20 protein-coding genes, 1 tRNA gene and 2 rRNA genes are annotated in these 18,233 nt (G+C 57.0%); 2 read left to right on the forward strand and 21 right to left on the reverse strand.

Going from position 1 to position 18,233, the window contains the following annotated elements:
- Nucleotides 1-217 precede the first annotated feature (217 nt).
- The gene (locus tag NYE85_RS22605) at nt 218-1,393 is read right to left on the reverse strand and encodes an MFS transporter (RefSeq protein ID WP_259006972.1); all 1,176 of its coding nucleotides are present in this window, start codon (nt 1,391-1,393) and stop codon (nt 218-220) included.
- Between the two features lie 104 nt (nt 1,394-1,497).
- Between NYE85_RS22605 and yafC the strand changes: the two genes are divergently transcribed.
- Entirely contained in the window at nt 1,498-2,394 is an 897-nt protein-coding gene (yafC, locus tag NYE85_RS22610) for a DNA-binding transcriptional regulator YafC (RefSeq protein ID WP_259006973.1), read from the forward strand.
- Nucleotides 2,395-2,432: 38 nt separating this feature from the next.
- Here yafC and dkgB read toward each other — a convergent pair whose 3' ends face one another.
- The 17 genes from dkgB to NYE85_RS22695 form a co-directional block, all read right to left on the reverse strand.
- A complete protein-coding gene (gene dkgB / locus NYE85_RS22615; RefSeq protein ID WP_259006974.1) occupies nt 2,433-3,236 on the reverse strand; it encodes a 2,5-didehydrogluconate reductase DkgB in 804 nt (267 codons plus the stop codon).
- Nucleotides 3,237-3,376: 140 nt separating this feature from the next.
- On the reverse strand, nt 3,377-4,606 hold the full coding sequence (locus NYE85_RS22620) for a beta-ketoacyl-ACP synthase (protein WP_259006976.1): 1,230 nt from the start codon (nt 4,604-4,606) through the stop codon (nt 3,377-3,379).
- A complete protein-coding gene (locus NYE85_RS22625; protein ID WP_259006978.1) occupies nt 4,603-5,334 on the reverse strand; it encodes a 3-ketoacyl-ACP reductase FabG2 in 732 nt (243 codons plus the stop codon). The genes NYE85_RS22620 and NYE85_RS22625 overlap by 4 nt, the downstream gene beginning before the upstream one ends.
- A complete protein-coding gene (locus NYE85_RS22630; RefSeq protein WP_259006979.1) occupies nt 5,331-5,807 on the reverse strand; it encodes a hotdog family protein in 477 nt (158 codons plus the stop codon). Before NYE85_RS22630 ends, NYE85_RS22625 begins: the two co-directional genes overlap by 4 nt.
- Complete coding sequence (locus NYE85_RS22635) at nt 5,804-6,973, reverse strand: beta-ketoacyl-[acyl-carrier-protein] synthase family protein (protein WP_259006981.1); 1,170 nt, start codon at nt 6,971-6,973, stop codon at nt 5,804-5,806. The genes NYE85_RS22630 and NYE85_RS22635 overlap by 4 nt, the downstream gene beginning before the upstream one ends.
- The gene (locus NYE85_RS22640; RefSeq protein ID WP_259006983.1) at nt 6,970-7,545 is read right to left on the reverse strand and encodes a DUF3261 domain-containing protein; all 576 of its coding nucleotides are present in this window, start codon (nt 7,543-7,545) and stop codon (nt 6,970-6,972) included. Before NYE85_RS22640 ends, NYE85_RS22635 begins: the two co-directional genes overlap by 4 nt.
- Nucleotides 7,545-9,848 (reverse strand): MMPL family transporter, encoded by a 2,304-nt coding sequence (locus tag NYE85_RS22645; protein ID WP_259006985.1) that lies wholly within the window; start codon nt 9,846-9,848, stop codon nt 7,545-7,547. The genes NYE85_RS22640 and NYE85_RS22645 overlap by 1 nt, the downstream gene beginning before the upstream one ends.
- Nucleotides 9,838-10,443, reverse strand: a complete 606-nt coding sequence (locus tag NYE85_RS22650) for an outer membrane lipoprotein carrier protein LolA (protein WP_259006987.1) — start codon at nt 10,441-10,443, stop codon at nt 9,838-9,840. The genes NYE85_RS22645 and NYE85_RS22650 overlap by 11 nt, the downstream gene beginning before the upstream one ends.
- Nucleotides 10,440-10,868, reverse strand: a complete 429-nt coding sequence (locus tag NYE85_RS22655; RefSeq protein ID WP_259006988.1) for a thioesterase family protein — start codon at nt 10,866-10,868, stop codon at nt 10,440-10,442. Before NYE85_RS22655 ends, NYE85_RS22650 begins: the two co-directional genes overlap by 4 nt.
- A complete protein-coding gene (locus tag NYE85_RS22660; protein ID WP_259006989.1) occupies nt 10,865-12,583 on the reverse strand; it encodes a glycosyltransferase in 1,719 nt (572 codons plus the stop codon). The genes NYE85_RS22655 and NYE85_RS22660 overlap by 4 nt, the downstream gene beginning before the upstream one ends.
- Nucleotides 12,574-12,918: a 3-hydroxyacyl-ACP dehydratase FabZ family protein gene (locus NYE85_RS22665; RefSeq protein WP_259006990.1), complete on the reverse strand. Its 345-nt coding sequence runs from the start codon at nt 12,916-12,918 to the stop codon at nt 12,574-12,576. Before NYE85_RS22665 ends, NYE85_RS22660 begins: the two co-directional genes overlap by 10 nt.
- On the reverse strand, nt 12,915-14,279 hold the full coding sequence (locus tag NYE85_RS22670; protein WP_259006991.1) for an AMP-binding protein: 1,365 nt from the start codon (nt 14,277-14,279) through the stop codon (nt 12,915-12,917). Before NYE85_RS22670 ends, NYE85_RS22665 begins: the two co-directional genes overlap by 4 nt.
- Nucleotides 14,246-14,764: a hypothetical protein gene (locus tag NYE85_RS22675; protein WP_259007021.1), complete on the reverse strand. Its 519-nt coding sequence runs from the start codon at nt 14,762-14,764 to the stop codon at nt 14,246-14,248. Before NYE85_RS22675 ends, NYE85_RS22670 begins: the two co-directional genes overlap by 34 nt.
- Nucleotides 14,765-14,848: 84 nt before the next feature.
- Complete coding sequence (locus tag NYE85_RS22680; protein ID WP_259006992.1) at nt 14,849-15,100, reverse strand: acyl carrier protein; 252 nt, start codon at nt 15,098-15,100, stop codon at nt 14,849-14,851.
- A 9-nt stretch (nt 15,101-15,109) separates the two neighbouring features.
- Nucleotides 15,110-15,370 carry a phosphopantetheine-binding protein gene (locus tag NYE85_RS22685; RefSeq protein WP_004955103.1) on the reverse strand — a complete coding sequence of 87 codons (261 nt, stop codon included), beginning with the start codon at nt 15,368-15,370 and terminating at the stop codon, nt 15,110-15,112.
- 3 nt (nt 15,371-15,373) lie between these two features.
- Nucleotides 15,374-16,192, reverse strand: coding sequence for a 1-acyl-sn-glycerol-3-phosphate acyltransferase (locus tag NYE85_RS22690; protein ID WP_259006995.1), 819 nt, complete (start codon nt 16,190-16,192; stop codon nt 15,374-15,376).
- Complete coding sequence (locus NYE85_RS22695) at nt 16,192-16,905, reverse strand: beta-ketoacyl synthase chain length factor (RefSeq protein WP_259006997.1); 714 nt, start codon at nt 16,903-16,905, stop codon at nt 16,192-16,194. The genes NYE85_RS22690 and NYE85_RS22695 overlap by 1 nt, the downstream gene beginning before the upstream one ends.
- Nucleotides 16,906-17,180: 275 nt before the next feature.
- On the opposite strand from NYE85_RS22695, the gene NYE85_RS22700 reads away from it, so the two are divergent.
- Nucleotides 17,181-17,570 carry a hypothetical protein gene (locus NYE85_RS22700; protein WP_259006998.1) on the forward strand — a complete coding sequence of 130 codons (390 nt, stop codon included), beginning with the start codon at nt 17,181-17,183 and terminating at the stop codon, nt 17,568-17,570.
- 104 nt (nt 17,571-17,674) lie between these two features.
- On the opposite strand, the gene NYE85_RS22705 is transcribed toward NYE85_RS22700, so the two are convergent.
- The 3 genes from NYE85_RS22705 to NYE85_RS22715 all read right to left on the reverse strand — a co-directional run.
- Nucleotides 17,675-17,751: transfer RNA gene (locus tag NYE85_RS22705), tRNA-Asp, on the reverse strand.
- An 89-nt stretch (nt 17,752-17,840) separates the two neighbouring features.
- Nucleotides 17,841-17,956 (reverse strand): 5S ribosomal RNA (gene rrf, locus NYE85_RS22710).
- 98 nt (nt 17,957-18,054) lie between these two features.
- Nucleotides 18,055-18,233, reverse strand: a 23S ribosomal RNA gene (locus NYE85_RS22715); the annotation flags it as partial.

Genomic DNA, 18,233 nt, shown 5'->3' on the forward strand with positions numbered 1-18,233 from the left:
GGACAAAATGGCGGAGTCATTCCCGCCAACAATGCATTGATTATACGCCTGCCTGCGCTCGGCGTTAGATTTTCCGGAGCATAGCCTTAACAGTTATAGGGACGCTGAGAGGGGAATTCAATCGGTACAGGGTATATGAATGTAAAGGTTAGCGGGAAAAGGACAGAAATGCGAAAAGGCCCGCAAATGCGAGCCAAAGAGGGAGGGTGCGCTGCGATTACGCAGTTTGTAACCGGCTTTTGCGATCCAGACGGCCGCTTAAAATAATCAGCATCAGCGCCAATGCTACGATCAACGCGCCAATCCACGGGGTATGCGCCAGCCCCAGCGTCGCGACGGTCTGACCGCCAATGACCGATCCCAGGGCAATGCCGACGTTGAACGCCGCGATATTCAGACCGGAAGCCACGTCCACTGCCTTCGGCGCATACTGTTCGGCCTTTTGCACCACATACACCTGCAAACCTGGCACATTACCGAAAGCGAACACCCCCATCACAACCACCGTCGCCAGCGCCGCAATACCGTGACCCGCGGTAAACTGGAACAGCAGCAGCAACACCGCCAGGGCGGCGAAGATAAAGCTCAGCGCGCGTACCGCACCGTGGCGATCGGCCAGCTTGCCGCCCCAGATATTGCCGATGGCCACCGCGATGCCATAAGCCAACAGGATCCAACTGACGGCCGGGGCCGAAAAGCCCGCCAATTGCTGCATCATCGGGGCCAGAAAGGTGAAGGTGGTAAATACGCCGCCATACCCCAGCGCGGTCACCGCGTAGATCAACAGCAACCGTGGCTGCGTCAGTACGTTAAGCTGTTCACCAAGGGTGGCAGTGGCCTTGTTTTTGATGTTGTTCGGCACCAGAACCAGGCTGGCCACCATGGCAAGCGTGCCGAGCAGCGAGACCGCCAAGAAGGTTTCACGCCAGCCAAAATGTTGGCCGATAAAAGTCCCCAACGGCACGCCGGTGACCAATGCAACGGTCAGACCGCCAAACATGATAGCGATGGCGCTCGCCGCTTTTTCCCTGGCTACCAGACCGGTAGCAATGGTGGAGCCGATGGAAAAGAACACCCCGTGGGCCAGACCGGTCAATAAGCGCGCCACCGTCAAGGTTTCATAGTTGGGTGACTGCCAGGCCAGCAGGTTGCCGGCGGTAAACAACGCCATCAGCCCGACCAGCAAGGCTTTGCGCGGGATACGCCCGGTCAGGGCGGTCAGTACCGGCGCGCCGATGGCCACCCCGATGGCGTAAATCGTTACCAGCAGACCGGCGGACGGTACGCTCACCGCCAGCTGCTGTGCAATGGTGGGGATCAGCCCGACAATCACGAATTCGGTGGTGCCGATGGCAAAGGCGCTGATGGTCAGCGCAAAAAGAGCGAGTGGCATGGTAATACTCCAAATAGCGTTCAAGTTGATGACGCAATTATCGACCTATGCTTAAATGATAAAAATGTATAAAGTTTCAAATAAATTTTGCTACTGGAGCAACAATGAAAGCGAATTCGGATGAACTGATTACCTTCGTGACGGTGGTGGAAAGCGGGAGCTTCAGCCGCGCGGCGGAACGCCTGGAACAGGCAAACTCCGTCGTCAGCCGAACGGTAAAAAAACTGGAGAACAAGCTTGGGGTAACGCTGCTCAACCGCACCACCCGCCAGATTAACCTGACGCAGGAAGGAGAAAACTACTTTCGCCAGGTGCAGAAAGTGTTGAATGACATGGCGGCAGCGGAGAATGCCCTGATGGAAAGCCGCCAGCGGCCGCAAGGCTTGCTGCGAGTGGATGCCGCCACGCCGTTTGTGTTGCACGTACTGGCGCCGATGGCGGCGGAGTTTCGCGCGCTGTATCCGGAAATGTCGCTGTCGCTGGTGTCCTCCGAAACCTTTATCAATCTGATAGAACGTAAAGTGGATATCGCCATTCGTATCGGCGAACTGACCGATTCCAGCCTGAAGGCGCGCAAGCTGATGACCAGCTATCGCCAGGTGCTGGCCTCACCGGCCTATTTACAGCAATACGGCACGCCACAAACGGTGGAGGAATTGGCGCAGCATTGCTGCATCGGCTTCAACGATCTGCCGGCATTGAATCGCTGGCCATTGGCCTGCGCCGACGGCCGCCAATGGGAAGCCACCCCGGCACTGACCAGTAATAGCGGAGAGACGCACCGTCACCTGTGTTTGCACGGCAACGGTATCGCCTGTTTGTCGGATTTCATGATCGATGAGGATGTTAAACGCGGCGATCTGGTGCCAATACTGCAACAACACACGCTGCCGCTGGCCATGCCGATTAACGCGGTGTATTACAGCGACAGCGCGGTCAGCAACCGCCTGCGCAGCTTTATCGATTTTGTCAGCGAACGGCTTGCCAGCGCGAACGCCTGAGGTGCAGGCTGGCAATCACCAATCTGCTGCGATTAAACTCAATCCCAATGCGGCGCCAGGCCGTCCGGACTGACCAGGCGCCCATTGCACTCCAGTGCGGCGATCTGCGCCATATCCTGCGGGCTCAAGGTCAATTGCTGCGCCAGCAGGTTGCTGGCCAGATTGTCACGCTTGGTGGAAGATGGGATCACCGCGTAGCCCAACTGCATCGCCCAGGCCAGAATCACCTGCGCCGTCGTGGCGTTGTAGCGCTCGGCAATTGCCTTGATAGTCTCATCCTGCAGCGCCTTGCCGTATGCCAGCGTCATATATGACGTGATGGCGATACCGTGCTGCCGCGCGAACTCTACCACCTGGCGATTTTGCAAATACGGCGACAGCTCGATCTGGTTAGTGGCGATCGCATCGGCGCCAACCGCATCAATGGCTTGTTGCATCAGATCGAGGGTGAAGTTGGAAATGCCAATCTGCCGCGTCAGACCAGCCTGTTTGGCCTGCAGCAATTCGGCCATAAACTCGGCGACCGGCACTTCATCATTCGGCGAAGGCCAGTGAATCAGCGTCAGATCGACATAGCTGGTTTGCAGCTTGTTCAGACTCTCTTGCAGGCTGGGGATCAGCCGGCCTTTTGCCAAATTGGCCACCCAAATCTTGGTAGTGATAAACAGCGCTTCGCGTTCTACCCCGCTTTCGGCAATCGCCTCGCCCACCGCCGCTTCGTTTTCATAAATCTGTGCGGTATCAATCGCGCGATAACCCAACTCAAGCGCGTGACGCACCGAATCCTTCACGACATTATCTTGTAAACGGAAAGTACCTAAACCAAATTGTGGAATGCTCATGATGTTCTCTCAATGCGTTGGATTTGATTCACCGAGAGGAGTATGACAGCGCCGTTGTTGATCAAAAATGTCAGGTTTCGCATAACACTTTTGAGTAGTAAGCAATAATGGCCGGAGCGTGCCCCCGGCCTGAAGACAGGTTACGCCCAGCGGCGCAATATCAGAGAGGTGTTGATGCCGCCAAATGCAAAGTTGTTCGACTGGACAAATTCGGTATCAATATTGCGATATTCACCCATGATATAATCCAGATCGCCACAGGCGCTGTCCGGTTGCTTCAGGTTGATGGTCGGTGCAAATCGCCCCTCTCGCATCATCTCAATCGCCAACCAGGCTTCCAACGCACCGCAGGCGCCCAAGGTATGGCCAAAATAGCTTTTCATTGATGAAATCGCCGTACGATTGCCAAAGATCGCCGCCGTTGCCTGGCTTTCAGCAATGTCACCACGATCGGTCGCCGTGCCGTGCGCGCTAATGTAGCCAATGTCGGCGGCGCTCAGCCCAGAAGCGGCCAACGCCTGCTGCATGCAAATTTGCATGGTTTCCTGTTGCGGCTGCGTAATGTGGGCCGCATCGCAGTTGGTGGCAAAGCCGATAATTTCGGCGTAGATGGTGGCACCGCGCGCCTGCGCATACTCCAGCGATTCCAGAATCAGGCTGCCGGCTCCTTCGCCGATCACCAGGCCGTCGCGCTGGCTGTCGAACGGCCGCGGGGAGAGCTCAGGAGTATCATTCTGCTGACTGGTGGCAAACAGCGTATCGAATACCGCAGCTTCAGAAGGACACAGCTCTTCGGCACCGCCAGCGACCATCACAGTCTGATAGCCGTGACGAATACTTTCGTAGGCGTAACCAATTGCCTGGCTACCCGAGGTACAGGCGCTGGAGGTAGGGATCACCCGGCCACGCAGGCCAAAAAACAGCCCGGCGTTTACCGCCGTGGTGTGCGGCATCATCTGCACATAGGTGGTACCGGTGATGTTGTTGGTATGCTTTTCAGTCAGCATGGTGGCGAATTCGCTTACCGGCTTGGTACTGCCGGTGGACGAGCCATAGGCGATGCCGGTCGCACCGTTGGTCAGCACCGCATCGTCCAGCAAACCGGCCTGCCCCAGCGCCAGTTCGGTGGCGCGCGTCGCCAGCAGCGACACCCGCCCCATGGAGCGAATGCGCTTGCGGGTGTAGTGTGCCGGCAGCGTAAAGTCGTCCACCGGTGCACCAAGGTGGGTATTGAGCCCTTGATACTGCTCCCAGTGCGCCATGTAACGCACCGCATTTTGGCCGTGGTGCAGTCGGCGGGAAACATCCGCCCAGTTGTCGCCGAACGCCGTTACGCCCGCCATCCCGGTAATCACTACCCTGTGCGTCATACCATTCCTCCATTAATCGAAATCACCTGCCGCGTCACGTAGCCGGCTATATCCGACATCAAATAGCTGGCCAGTCCCGCCACTTCGTCGGCCGAGCCCATGCGCATGAGCGGAATGGCGCGCATCGCCTGATCCAGCGCCGCCGGCTCCATGTCAACCATTCCAGTATCGATGAGCCCCGGCGCGATGCAGTTTACGGTGATTTTCCGCTTCGCCAGTTCGACCGCCAGCGCCTTGCAGGCACCGATGATGCCGGCCTTGGCGGCGCTGTAGTTCACTTGCCCCCGGTTGCCCATCACACCGGATACCGACGATAACGCAACGATCCGCCCGCCGTTACGCAGACCGATCATCGGCATGACACAGGGGTGCAAGACATTGTAAAAACCGTCGAGATTGGTGTGGATCACGCCGTCCCAATCGCTGTCGCTCAGCGCCGGGAACGCACCGTCACGGGTGATACCGGCATTGTTTACCACACCATAGTAAGCGCCATGCTGTTCGATATCTTGCTCGAGCCGTTGGCGGCATTGCGCCCGGTCGCTGATGTCAAACTGGATCAGGCGCCCTTGCCCACCGGCCGACGCGATGTGCTGCAAAGTCTGCTCCGCTCCGCGCCGATCGCGGTGATAATGCACCGCCACTAAAAAGCCATCCGCCGCCAGACGACAGGCAATGGCTCGTCCGATCCCTTTGCTGGCACCTGTCACTAAAACGGAACGCGTCATGCGTCTCTCTCCGGGCTGGTTAATTGAATGAGTTCTTGTTGATCTGGTTGATAGGTATTGAGCCTGCCGTGCGCAACGCGCAGCGCGTTAATCGTGATATCGCATTCAAAACTGGCCAGTTTTTCGTCTTGCAGCAGTTGCCGCACGCTGACCACCAGCTCACAGCCGGCTGCAAACGCCGGCTGTGAGCTGCTAATACCGCGCCCGCCCAACAACATGCCCAGGCGTGGCGCCTGGCCATCACGGCGCCCATGCCAGCCGCTCCAGACGCCAATCGTCTGCGCCATCAGTTCAATGCCGTACCAGGCCGGCAGCGCGCCTTGCGCGTCAAGGAACGGCGCCAGCACGCCATCGGCACCGACGCTCACCGCACAGCAGGCGCCGTCCTCGGTCACCGCCAGCACTCGCTCCAGCAGCACCATCGGCGCCGCATGCGGCAAATAATACTCGGCGGACTGATAAGGCTGATTCATGGCGCGTCTCCCAATAGCAGGCAGGCATTATTGCCACCAAAGGCAAAGGAATTGGACAGAATGGCGCGCTTGCCCAGCGGCTGAGGCGCAGCCAGCAGATTGATGTCGGCCAGCGTCTCGTCACGTGCCGCCAGGCTGAAATCCTGCGCCGGCAGGGCCAGCGGCGTGGTCAGCACTAACCAGCTCAATGCGGCCTCTATCGCACCAGCCGCGCCCAGCGTGTGGCCGGTCAAATGCTTGGTCGAACTGCACGGCGTGCTACTGCCGAACAACCGGTTGACTACCTGCGCTTCCACTGAATCATTCAGGCGAGTCGCGGTGCCATGCAGATTGATATAACCAATATCTTGTGGCTGCAACCCGGCCTGTTGCAGCGCCATGGTGATAGCGCGTTCGGCACCCAATCCTTGCGGATGCGGAGCAGACATATGCCAGGCATCGGAGGACTCCCCCACCCCCAGCAGCGCCACCGCTGCCGGCTGCTGCGTCAATAACAGCAACGCCGCCCCTTCACCGATATTGATCCCGCTACGGCCAGCGGAAAACGGCGTACAACGCGTGGCGGCCAGCGACTCCAGGCTGTCAAAGCCGTTGATCGGCATCTGGCACAGACTGTCGGCACCGCCAACGATTGCCGCATCCACCAGCCCGGCTTCAATCAGCCGTTTGCCGCTGATGATCGCGCGCGCGCTGGAGGAACAGGCGGTGGATAGCGTATACGCCGGTCCTTGTGTACCCAGCAGCGCACTGAGAAATTGCCCGGGATCACCCAGTTCCTGTTGATGATAATGATAGCCGACAGGCCATTCCCCACCCTGGTGATGTTTAAGCGCCAATTCTCCTTCGTGAATTCCCGCAGTGCTGGTGCCCATAATGACCGCTACGCGCTCGGCGCCAAAACGGGTGATGGCATCGTCAACCTGCGGTGCGATCTGCGCCAGCGCGGCCAGCAACAAACGGTTATTTCGAGAGTTGTGACGGCTCAACGCTGCCGGTATCGGCGGTAACTCTCCCTCTACCGCACCAAACCATGACGGCTTGCCGCCGGTCAACCAGCGCGTTTGCCGCCGCATGCCAGGTGCCTGACCCAATGCCAGGTTTTGCGCAATCTGCGGCAGATTATTCCCCAACGCGTTCACCATTCCGACGGCAGAGAAATAAATCATGGTTCATTCCCCAGGTTCTGAATGACGATATGATAATGGAATGCCGTCTGACGCACGGAGACCGGCTGGCGTTGCCCGGCCTGTTGCTGATAGCGGATCTCGGTAATCAGCGTGCCGCGATCGTCATACAGGCGGCGAGTCTCGGCGTCATCCGCCAATCGCCAGCCGGCCGGCAGACGCGCCTGCCAATCGGCTAACGGCCAGTAGCTCAACATGATATCGGCCAGCACCTGACTGGCCGGCGGCAATTCGCCGACCTTGATCAACTGCTCTGAGTGAATACCCTGACGGTCATAGCTCAGGTTGAATAAACGAATACCCAACGGTGACATGCCCACCAGCGTCAAGCGTTCGCCATCGGCATTCAGCAACACCAGCATGGCATGCTGCTGGCCTTTTACCTCTGCACTAAGCAACTGTTGCTGGCTGAACGGCCGTGCCAGCATCGGCGTCGGCAAGCTCACCTGTACGCCCGGCTTCAGCCAGGCCAGGGGAACCGCAGGCTTTTGCGACCCGGCGCAACCGCCTAGCAGTACGCTCGTCAGCACCAATACCCTCGATAGACCGCGCATCAGGCTTTCCCTCGTTTTCTTTTTACAATCGTCAGCGGCGCCAGCAAAAATGCCAGCGCAATGCCGCTGCTCAATACAATGCCAAAACTGCTGATTGCCTGGGTATGGCTGAACACCAGCATGCCAAAAGTCAGTTGGGTGGTGAATACCGCCATAAAAATCGCAAACATCGAGGTGGTTGGCGTACCGCGTGGATTGGTAAAGAACAGCGTGTAATTGATCCCGATGCCCAGCACCAGCACCAACGCCAGCAGTGAAAACAGATTCAGCGTATGGCCACTAAGCGTCAATACTGCGATGCCACCGCCCAGCGACAGTAGCGTCGGCACCATGCAGCGCAGCCCGTGTCGCAGCCCAAATCGCCATAGGTATATCAACCCGATGGTCGCAACCGATAGCATTAACAAATACGATAGATACAGCCGATATTGTCCGAACAGCTGGCTGAATTCGGTTTTACGGTCAATCCAGCCGACGCCTGGCACCTGCTGCGCCAATGTTTGCATCGCCGCACTGTTGGTCACGCCGCTTACCGGCACCAATGCCGCGCTGCGCCCATCGGGTAACGTCAGCCACAGCAGACGCCAGCCTTCGCTGACTACGCTGTTCAGCCATTGTCGCGGCGTTACCCACTCGGCATGCATATCCGCCAGCGTTACCGCCACGCCGGCCTGCTGCAATTGCGCTATTGTCTGGGGTGCGACACGCTTGAGCAGCGCGATATTCTGCGCCTGCCGCCGTTGTGAAGGCAGGGGCAGCAGGCGGTAATCGCCCAAGATGCCCTGCTGCCGGGCCTGAGCCAGGCGAGGTTGCAACAGCTCCAGACGCTGCAAAGCCTGCTGCGCATCCTGGCCGTACACCACCAGCCATTTTTGATCGTTATGCTGGCCGGTCAACGTGGCAATCTGCTGTTCCTGCTGCTGGAATTGCGGCGGCAGCGCCTGTAACTGGCCAATATCGTCATCAACCTGCAACTGGCTGATACCGCAGGTCACCAATAATGCGATGGCTACCGGCAGACCAACGCGCAACAGCGGGCGGCTGCGCCAGGCGTGCAGCCAACGCAGAATACAGGTCAATCCCGGCGCAGGCCGCACCGGCAGCCGGCGTGACAAATGCGGATACCAGCAGATCACCGTGATACAGGCGGCGCTCAGCCCGGCGGCGGCAAATACCGCCAACTGCTGCAAACCGGGGAACGGCGCGATCAGCAACGCCAGATAGGCTATCACCGTGGTCAGCAACGCCATCGATAACGCCGGAAGCAGTTTTTGCAAACTTTGCAGCGGCGTGGATTCACCGCCATGCACCATACGTTCGGTCAGAAAATACAGCGTATAGTCTGCTGAAATGCCCACGATGCTAACGCTCAGCACCAGGGTCATAACGTGTATTTCACCGAACGCCAGCAAGGTCGCGACGCTCCCGGCCAACGCGCCCACGCTCACCGACAGAGCGCATAGCAACAATGGCAGCGGCGAACGGAACATCAATAATACCAGCAGGAACACGCCGGCCACCGATGCCAGCCCGATGGTGGAAATATCGCGTTCTGCCTGCTGGCTGGCATAATTGCTGTAATACAAGGTACCGCGGTTCAGCACTTCGCTGCCCGGCCAGCGCCGTTGTAGTTGGCGCTGGAGATCGGTCAGTTTAGCCACCGCGCGTCGCGCGCTGCCGATATCATACGATGATGCGCTCAGCTCCGCGTGCAGCAAATACCAGTCACGCCCCTGCCGATCGCGCGCCACCAGCCAGCCGTTACGCAACCCTAGCGCGCCGCCGTTTTGCTGCTGTGCCAGTTGCGCCCCTCGCACCAACAGCAACGGATCGTTGGTCAACTCCTTGCCGCTGACGCCGGCAAAAGCCGAATACAGCTGGCCAAGGATCCACTGGCTCTGGGCTTCGGCTCCCTGCGTCAACCGCTGACGCGTTGCGTCATCCAGCAAGACGTGGCGATGTTGGTAAAAGAATTGCCCCCACTGCTGCTGACGCTCGGCATCCATCGGCCCGCCGACCTGTTGCAGCTCTGGCAGACGCTGTAATTGTTGATGCCACCAATTGACCGCCGCGGCGTCGCCCCCCGGCGGCGGGCTGACCAGCCACATCAGTTGGCGATCCAGCCGCTGGCTGAACCCCTCTGCCAGGGCATCCGGCACGTTGGCCAGTTGCTGCTTCGGTAGCAACGCCAGCACGCTGCTGTTGATCTGGCTGCGCGGCAACAGCCAGCACAACGCGGCAATCAGCAACAGACAAACGGCCAGCCAGCCGAACGCCGCACGACGATGCAGTTCAGGAGGCAAAACGCTGTTGCTCCTCAGCGGTCAGGGTTGTCGGCGTGGTTCGCTGATTAAAGAAGCGGATATGAGTGGCATCGTTTTGCATGTCATCGATATCAATGGTTTCCAGAAACTGTTTCCCATTGAGCGTAATACGCTTAAACAGTTTATTCAGCGGCGTAGTTTTCGGCGTCAGCACCAAACGCCAGCGCTGGTCGCCGACGTCGCTGAATTGCAGTGCGAAGTTCTGTTCCAGCGCCTGGCTGTCAGCGTGGAACAACGCGGTCAACAAACGATTGAACTGGAACATCTGCGGATTGTTTTCCGCCGTGACCACCTGTGGTGGCTGGCTGGCCATGGTTTGCACCATACGTCGGTCGTCCAGCAGCAGTGTCAGCGGGAACGGTTTCTGCTGCGCCCACCACAACCCCTTCTGCTGCGAGATCACCAGTTCGCCGCTGGAGTTCAACGGCTTCGCCATACCACTGATGCTGCGCTGCTGTTCGAATTCGGCCCGCAATACCGGCTGTTGGCTGAAGCGCTGCTGCAATTCTTGCAGCGTGACCGCCTGTGCGCTCAGACTGAAACAGAACAGGGCCAGTGCTATCCAACGCTTCATGACGTCACTCCCAATTTGTCCAGCAATACCTGCGGTGCGCTAAAGCACATCTCTTTGCTCTGCTCCTCTACCGCCACCTGAATGGTGTAACCGGTGGTGGTACGTTTGCCGCTTTCCGTATCGAAAATCTGATAACCGATACGCAGCCGGTTTTCATATTCTTCCAGCGTCGCACACACCGTTATTCGCTGCTCAAACAGCAACGGCGCAATATACTTGACCCGCGTGTCGACAATCGGCCAGACATAGCCTGAGGCTTTCATCTGGCGATAGCCATAGTCAAATTGCTTTAGCAACGCTTCACGTGCGATCTCGAAATAGCGAAAATAGTTGCCGTGCCACACTACGCCCATGGCATCGGCGTCATGGAAAGGTACGGTGATATCAACCCGAGCAGAACAGCGCGGATCGTCGATGATAGTCATTGTTCAGGCCCTTGCGATGGTGACGGCCCAGCCGCCAACTGCCAGAAATTGAAAAAGTTGAACCAGTCGAGCGGAGCCAACAGACAATAATGTTCCAACCGGGCGGCATAGCGATCTACCGCCTGCTGCAACGCCTGCTGACGTTCGGCGCGCGGCAGCGCCAGCGGGTCGGCGAACGGTTCGAAATACACTCGCAGCTGCCCTTGCTGCTTGAGGCCGAACATCAGGAATACCGGGCAGCGTAACGCGGAAGCCAGTACGAACGGCCCTTGAGGGAACGGCGCCGGCTGCCCAAGGAAGCTGCTCCACACCACGCGCGGCTGTTCACCTCGCTGATACTGTCCGGCGGAAGTCCGATCGCCGACGATCGCCACCCACTCCCCGGCGTCGAGCTTATCCATCAACCGCATGGCGGTATCCGGTCCCAGCGACGAAACTTGAATCAAATTCAGATTGGCGCGCGGATTGACCTCTTTCATCACCTGATTAAATCTTTCGGCATGTTCGGTAAACACCAGCGCATTGATTTTTACACCGTCGCCCAGTTCCCCTAGTGCACGACAGGATTCAATATCGCCGAGATGAGAGGCCAGAATCAGCGTGCCCTTGCCAGAGGCAATCTGCTGCTGGCAGCGCTGGCGATCCACCAGTGTCATGTCATGCAGGTCGCCCTGCCAACTGGCCAGCTTATCCAGCATGGCATCGCCAAAACGCATAAAGTGACGGTAGCTGTTAAGCGGCTGCGGCACGGTTTGCTGCCGCTGGCGGGCAAAGTGTTGCAGACGTTGCAGATACTCTCGCGAAGCGGTGCGCTGGGTGCGGCCGGTCAGCCAAAAATAGCCGATAACCGGGTACAGCAGTAGCTGGAATGCACGGCGGCCAAAGAGTCGATACACCTTCAGCATCAGACGAATGCCCCACAGCCCTCGCCGTTCGCGCGTGGTAGCCCAATGCTGAGGTTGCACCAGCTGGCGGCGCAGGCGCAATAAACGCGGAATACGGGGCAACATGCCGAAAAACAGCCGGGTGTGCATCCAGGAAATACGCAGATTATCGCGTAGCGCGTCAAAGTGGGAAACACCATCTGCCGGATAGGTGACGCGGGTCGGTAAAAAGTAACTCGGCACGCCCTGCCAGTACAATCGCACCATCACTTCGGTGTCAAAATCCATTCGCTTACCGAGCGGATAACGGGCCGCCAGCGCTAGCGTTGGCGCAACCGGATAGACCCTAAAACCGCACATGCTGTCTTTTATCGACAATGACAGCGTTTCGATCCACACCCAGATATGGGTGACATAACGGCCATACAACCGGGCTTTGGGCACCGAGTCATCGTATAGCGGGCGACCGGAGATCAGCGCCTGCGGGTGCCTTTGCGCTTCAGCCAGCATCGCCGGGATATCGCTCAGTTGATGCTGGCCGTCAGCATCGATCTGCAAAGCATGACTGAAGCCTTGCCGCTGTGCCTGCTGCAGCCCGGCAACCACCGCCGCGCCCTTGCCCTGATTCTGCGGCAGGCGACTTAGCGTTACCCACGGCAATTGCGCCGCCAAGCGCTGCAGTTCGGCACAGGTGGCCTCATCGCTACCGTCATCAATCACCAGGCAGGGCAATTGATAAACCGCCAGCGCCTCAAGCACGCCGGCCATCATCCTGCCATGATTGAAGCAGGGAATAAGGAAACAGGGTGAAAACTCGGCGTTCAGCGGCATAGCGCGATCTTCCCGCTGCTGGCGGTGGCTGCCGCGACGCGATAGCTGAACAGCAACTTATTCCGCTCCGGTTGCCATTCCAACGCCAGCGTCACCGTTTCCTGCGGCATCAGCGGGCGCTGAAACTTGAGCACCTCAATACCGCCGAAGCCGGCCTCGGGCAGCAACAGCTCTCGTGCAAATTGCATCGCCCAATTGACCTGGGCAACGCCCGGTAAAATCGGATGCTGCGGGAAGTGGCCGCGGAACCACAGTAGTTCGCTTGGCAAACACAGTTGCACACAGGCGTGCGTAGCATCAATCATCTGCCGCTGCAGCACCTCGGGTTGCATCATAAAAACAGTTCCTGTAGTTCGGCATAGGCTCGCTTACCCTGAGCGTTCAACGGGATGGCGCGGATAATCCGCCAGCTGCGCGGCAACGCCGCCGGCTCCAGCCAAGGGCGTAATGCCTGACGCAGGCCGCGGGTAAAGCGGCCGTCTCCCAGCGTTTGGCGCTGAGTCTTACCCAACGCAGAAAGTACTATCGCTACGCCCAAAACGGTACGTCCGCCTTGTTGTAACGGCAATATCGCGGCATCGACGATTTCCGGCAATGCCAGTAAACGCTTTTCAATTTCCGCTAGCGACAGCCGTTTTTCTTCAATTTTAATAATGCGGTCGCGGCGGCCAAGCAGTTCAAAATGGCGGCCGTCTGCGGCCAGGTTAAGGATATCGCTCAATGCCACCGGCGCCGGCACCAGCGGCGAGTCTGCTTCGATGCCATGCGGCTTGCGCGCGAGTGTGACGCCGGTAAAGAGTTGCCATCGGGTGGATGGCAACGTCTGCTGACGCCAGGCTAGTGCCCCCGTTTCCGTAGTACCGTAAATCTCCAGCGGCAGCACGCCAAGCGCCCGCTGCGCCAGCTGTGCCTCGGCCAACGCCAAGGGTCCGCCGGCAGAAAATACCTGTAGGCATTCAGACACACCAAGCGCCGGATCCAGGCGCTTTAACCACGCAGGGCTGCTGATGAAAACCAGCGGCAACCGGGTATTTTTAGCGATCAGCTGTTCGTGATACTCCGTCAGTCGGGCATCAAAGGGCAGGCCAAAGGCCATCGGCATAAACAGCCGAAAACTGAGGCCATACATATGCTGATGCGAAACCGAGGCGGCTATCCGGCAATGCCGTAACGCCGGTAACCACTGTGCCGCCAGCATCTCGCTTTCACTGTCCATCGCGGCAACGGACTTCACCACCGGTTGCGGTGCGCCGGTCGAACCTGAAGTATAAAGAACGAATTGAGGATCGGTCGGCCAGGCCGGAAGCTGCGGCACCGCGTCATGCCCCGCTTCGACCGCCAGCACCGCCGTGCCGGGCGACAGTGGCAGATCGGTCAGCAACGCGTCAAAGTCCGCCCGCTGCTCTTTGAGAATGGCTTCGCGCTGGTGACCGAAAATTACCGGCAATTTACCGCCGTACAGCGCTGCCAGCAGTGCCACGGCAAAACGATAGCTATCATCAAAGCACAGCGCCCAACGTTTTTCACGGCGTTCCTCCAGGCGGGCACTCAGGTGCGCCACATCAGCGCGAAGCTGTGCCAGACTCAGCGTTTGTTCGCCACGCCAGGCGATGGGCGTATCTGCTGCCCGCGCTGCACCGAGCCATTGATGCATCGGCAAACTCAGGCGCGGTGCAGCCGTCTTCTCACTAACCATTCACCCCCCATCAGCCCTGCCATCAGCAAATAGCTGATGCCGCCGTTATACAGCGTCCAGAGCGTGATATCGCCTATCAGACAGGTCGCCAGCGCAATTGCGCCGTTAATCACAAAGAAGCCACACCAGACCTGCGTTACCCGCCGGGTATAAACGATGCCGGTTGCGGGCAGTTCAGGGTCACTGATGCGCGCCAGACGCTCTATCACCGTTGGTGGAAAACGCAGTGAGTATACAAACAGCATCAATAACAGCGCGTTAACCAATACCGGGTAATACAACAGCCAATGGGTTTGTCTTAACCCCCAACTGGCCAGAGCCAGCAGCATACCTACCGCTGCCAACGCCTTTCCCAACCACAGTTGCTGGCGTAAACCACCGCGCAGCAACAGCAGCCGTAGCGTAAACACCGCAGCCAGCAACGGTGCCAGTATCGAACTCCCCCAGCGCTGAAGACCAAACCATACCGCCAGCGGGTATACCATCAGTACCAGCCAGGTCAGTAGCTGCAATACGCGCAGCACCTTCGGCAGGCTACTATTGGTCAGTTTCACGTAGCTAACGCCGTATCAGTCGGCAGAGTTCTGTAATTCGTCAATCGCATCAACCACGTCTTGTACCGTGCGCACCGATTTGAACATCTCGGGCTTGATTTTCTTGCCGGTGATTTTTTGCAGGTGAACCACCAGATCGACGGCGTCGATGCTGTCCAGCTCCAGTTCTTCATACAGGCGGGATTGGAGCGTGATATCCGCCGGTTCAAGCTCGAACAGCTTGACCAGCAGCGTTTGGATCTGTTCGAAAATCTGTTGCTTATCCATGAAAACCCCTTATTTGCTACGCTGTGCAGAAACAAACTTTGCCAGCGTTTCCACGGAATAAAAATGTTGGCGCATATCTTCGCTTTCGGCCGACAGTACCACACCGTAACGATTTTTAAGGGCCAGTCCCAATTCGAGCGCATCAATCGAATCCAGACCCAACCCTTCGCCAAATAATGGCGCCTGTGTTTCAATCTCATCCGGTGTCATACCTTCAAGATTGAGCGTATCTATAATCAATTGCTTGATTTCGTTGCTCAATACATTCATTCGCTATTTCTCATTATTTATAGAACCTGACTGTAAGGCGTCAGTTAAATGCTGGGTCAAACGTCTTGCTGCGAGGGCAGGAGAAACATCGTCCGCATGAATAAAATGGCGCGAATCGATCTTATCCTGAACAGTTATATGGAACTGCGGTTTTATCGCCGGGATATTATACCATTTCCCCTGTTTCGTCAGCATTGGCGGCGCGCAATGGATATGCACGATGCGGATGTCGCACTGGCTGCGAACGGCGATATTTGCCGCCCCACGTTGTAATGCCAGCGCCTGGCCCGGCGTGCTGCGCGTCCCTTCAGGAAAGATAAGCAGAGTGCCGCCGTTCGCCAGCCGCTGCTGGCATAACGCCAGCAAACGCTCCGACTCGGCATTGGCGAGATAGCCGGCCGCCTTGATAACGCCACTGACAAACAGGTTATTGAGCAGCGCTTCTTTGACTATGCAATCGCAACGCGGCATGCGTGAGGCCAATAGTACGTAATCGAGCAAGCTGGGGTGATTGGCAACGACCAGGCAGCCGGCATCGTCGTGCAAACGTTCGCTATTGGCAAAATGATAGTCCAGAACGCCAAGAAAACGCGTGGTGGCCAAAAAGAATCGGAAGCAGTGACGAATGGCGTTTTGCGTCAGTTGGTTGCGCCGAGTGCGATTGCGGATCGCCAGCCGCAATAGATTGAACCAGACGCAGGAAAGCAGTAGACCGCCCAGGCCAAACAGCGAAAAACAAAAGCCGGTTGCGATGACGCGCCAGCAGCGGTTAAACAGCGATGAACGAGTAGTATTGGTGGCTGCGGAGGATGACAGGGGCATTATTGCGTCCAACGCCAATCGTGGCGCGGGCCTGGCACCACAAAACCTGATTGCCCGTTTAGCCAGCCGTGCAAAAAGGTCAAACTTTGCGGCCTTTCGCCAGGAGTGGCCTGGCCGACAACCGGCGCACATTGCCACTCATCGCCTTGTTCCAGTAATAACGCAACCGCATACGGCTGTGCCGCCACGGAAACAAAGCGGTGGTAGACGTCTGGCAAAATGCCGTCAAAATCGACCAGCAGTACCCGCTCCGCGCTACCACTGGCCAACATGCCCTGCGCTTCGATCATCCCTTGTTGGAAGCTGTCTTCACCAGCGGCCAGCGAGGTGGTGACCAAATGATTTTTGGCGATGATGGTCAACCAGCCCGCCGCAGTATTATGCACCGACATGGCAAAATCGGTTGGCGACAATGGCTGATCCTGGTCGAGATGCTGCAAGATTTTATAGGTGCGTTCCAGCTCGCCATGCCGGCTGGTAAAGATTGCCATATCCGCCGAATGCTGCTGCAGTAATGTCAGCCCGCACTCAACGGCCAAACGTGTGCCGACGCTCATACGTCGTAATGACATCATCGGAATATGCACGCAAGGAGGGGGAGAATCCTGGGACAGATCGCTAATCGGTTGTTGCGCCCATTGCAACCACGCTTCACGCGTTTCAAGCTTGGCGGCCAATGCCCACCAATTGAGTATCTTCATGCGGCCCGCCATCAAAGCTTCTCACCAACCTGCGATTTTAATCCGTAACGTTATTATATTTAACCGCACCGCGCATGTCTAAAATTCTGATTTATGTGCAGAATACTCGTTTATGCGATATTAATAATTACCTTCTTCTTTTCTTATCGATTCCCACGTTAATGAAAATCATATCAATGTTGCACATCAAAAATTGTTCTAACTGAACAGTGGCGTTATCTTAATAGGGAAAAAAATACGCATAAATTTTATGCATTTCTCATTCGTAATCTCTCATGGAAAAGAGTATGAAACTTTTAAACCCCATCTTGGCAGCCGCATTTTCAGTCATGCTACTGAATGGTTGTTCCAGTACCGCGCCCGTACAGAACATAAACCAAAGCGTTATTGGCAGCCACAGCACAGCGCAAATTCGTCAGGCAATACTTTATGCGGGTCTGAACCGCGGCTGGATCATGAATCCGATCGGCGAAGGCGTGATCGATGGCAAGATTATGCTAAGAGGCCATACGGCCAACATTCGTGTTACTTATACTGCCAATAGTTATCAGATCAACTATGTGAGCAGCAGTAATATGGATGCTGAGGAAGGGAAGATTCATTCCAACTATAACCGTTGGGTGGCGAATCTGAATAAAGATATTCAGCTAGAGCTGGCTCGACAAAATATTCGATAACAGCAACTAATGAGAACCCGGCTTGCATGCTGGGTTTATTGCTCAGCGCTGATTTTTGGATATGAAAAAGCCCTGAGTCATCGACTCAGGGCTTATCAATTAAGTGGCGGAACGGACGGGGCTCGAACCCGCGACCCCCTGCGTGACAGGCAGGTATTCTAACCAACTGAACTACCGCTCCACCGATTCTGTTACGTTGCTTCTTGCGAAGCTGGCAAACCTTTTGGGTTTTGCCATTATCAGGTGTCACTCTGATAACGTGTATTTGATGCCTGGCAGTGTCCTACTCTCGCATGGGGAGACCCCACACTACCATCGGCGCTACGGCGTTTCACTTCTGAGTTCGGCATGGGGTCAGGTGGGACCACCGCGCTATTGCCGCCAGGCAAATTCTGTTTCATTCCGGCCGTTACTCTCGTAACCACCCGAACCAATCTCGGAACTTCGCTGAAAATCATTCGCTCTAAAACACCTTCGGTGTTGTAAGGTTAAGCCTCACGGATCATTAGTACTGGTTAGCTCAATGCATCGCTGCACTTACACACCCAGCCTATCAACGTCTTAGTCTTAAACGTTCCTTCAGGGGCCTTAAAGGCCCAGGGAAGACTCATCTCGAGGCAAGTTTCGCGCTTAGATGCTTTCAGCGCTTATCTTTTCCGCACT

Source organism: Serratia sp. AKBS12 (assembly GCF_024793895.1).
In the GTDB taxonomy this organism is placed as follows: domain Bacteria; phylum Pseudomonadota; class Gammaproteobacteria; order Enterobacterales; family Enterobacteriaceae; genus Serratia_F.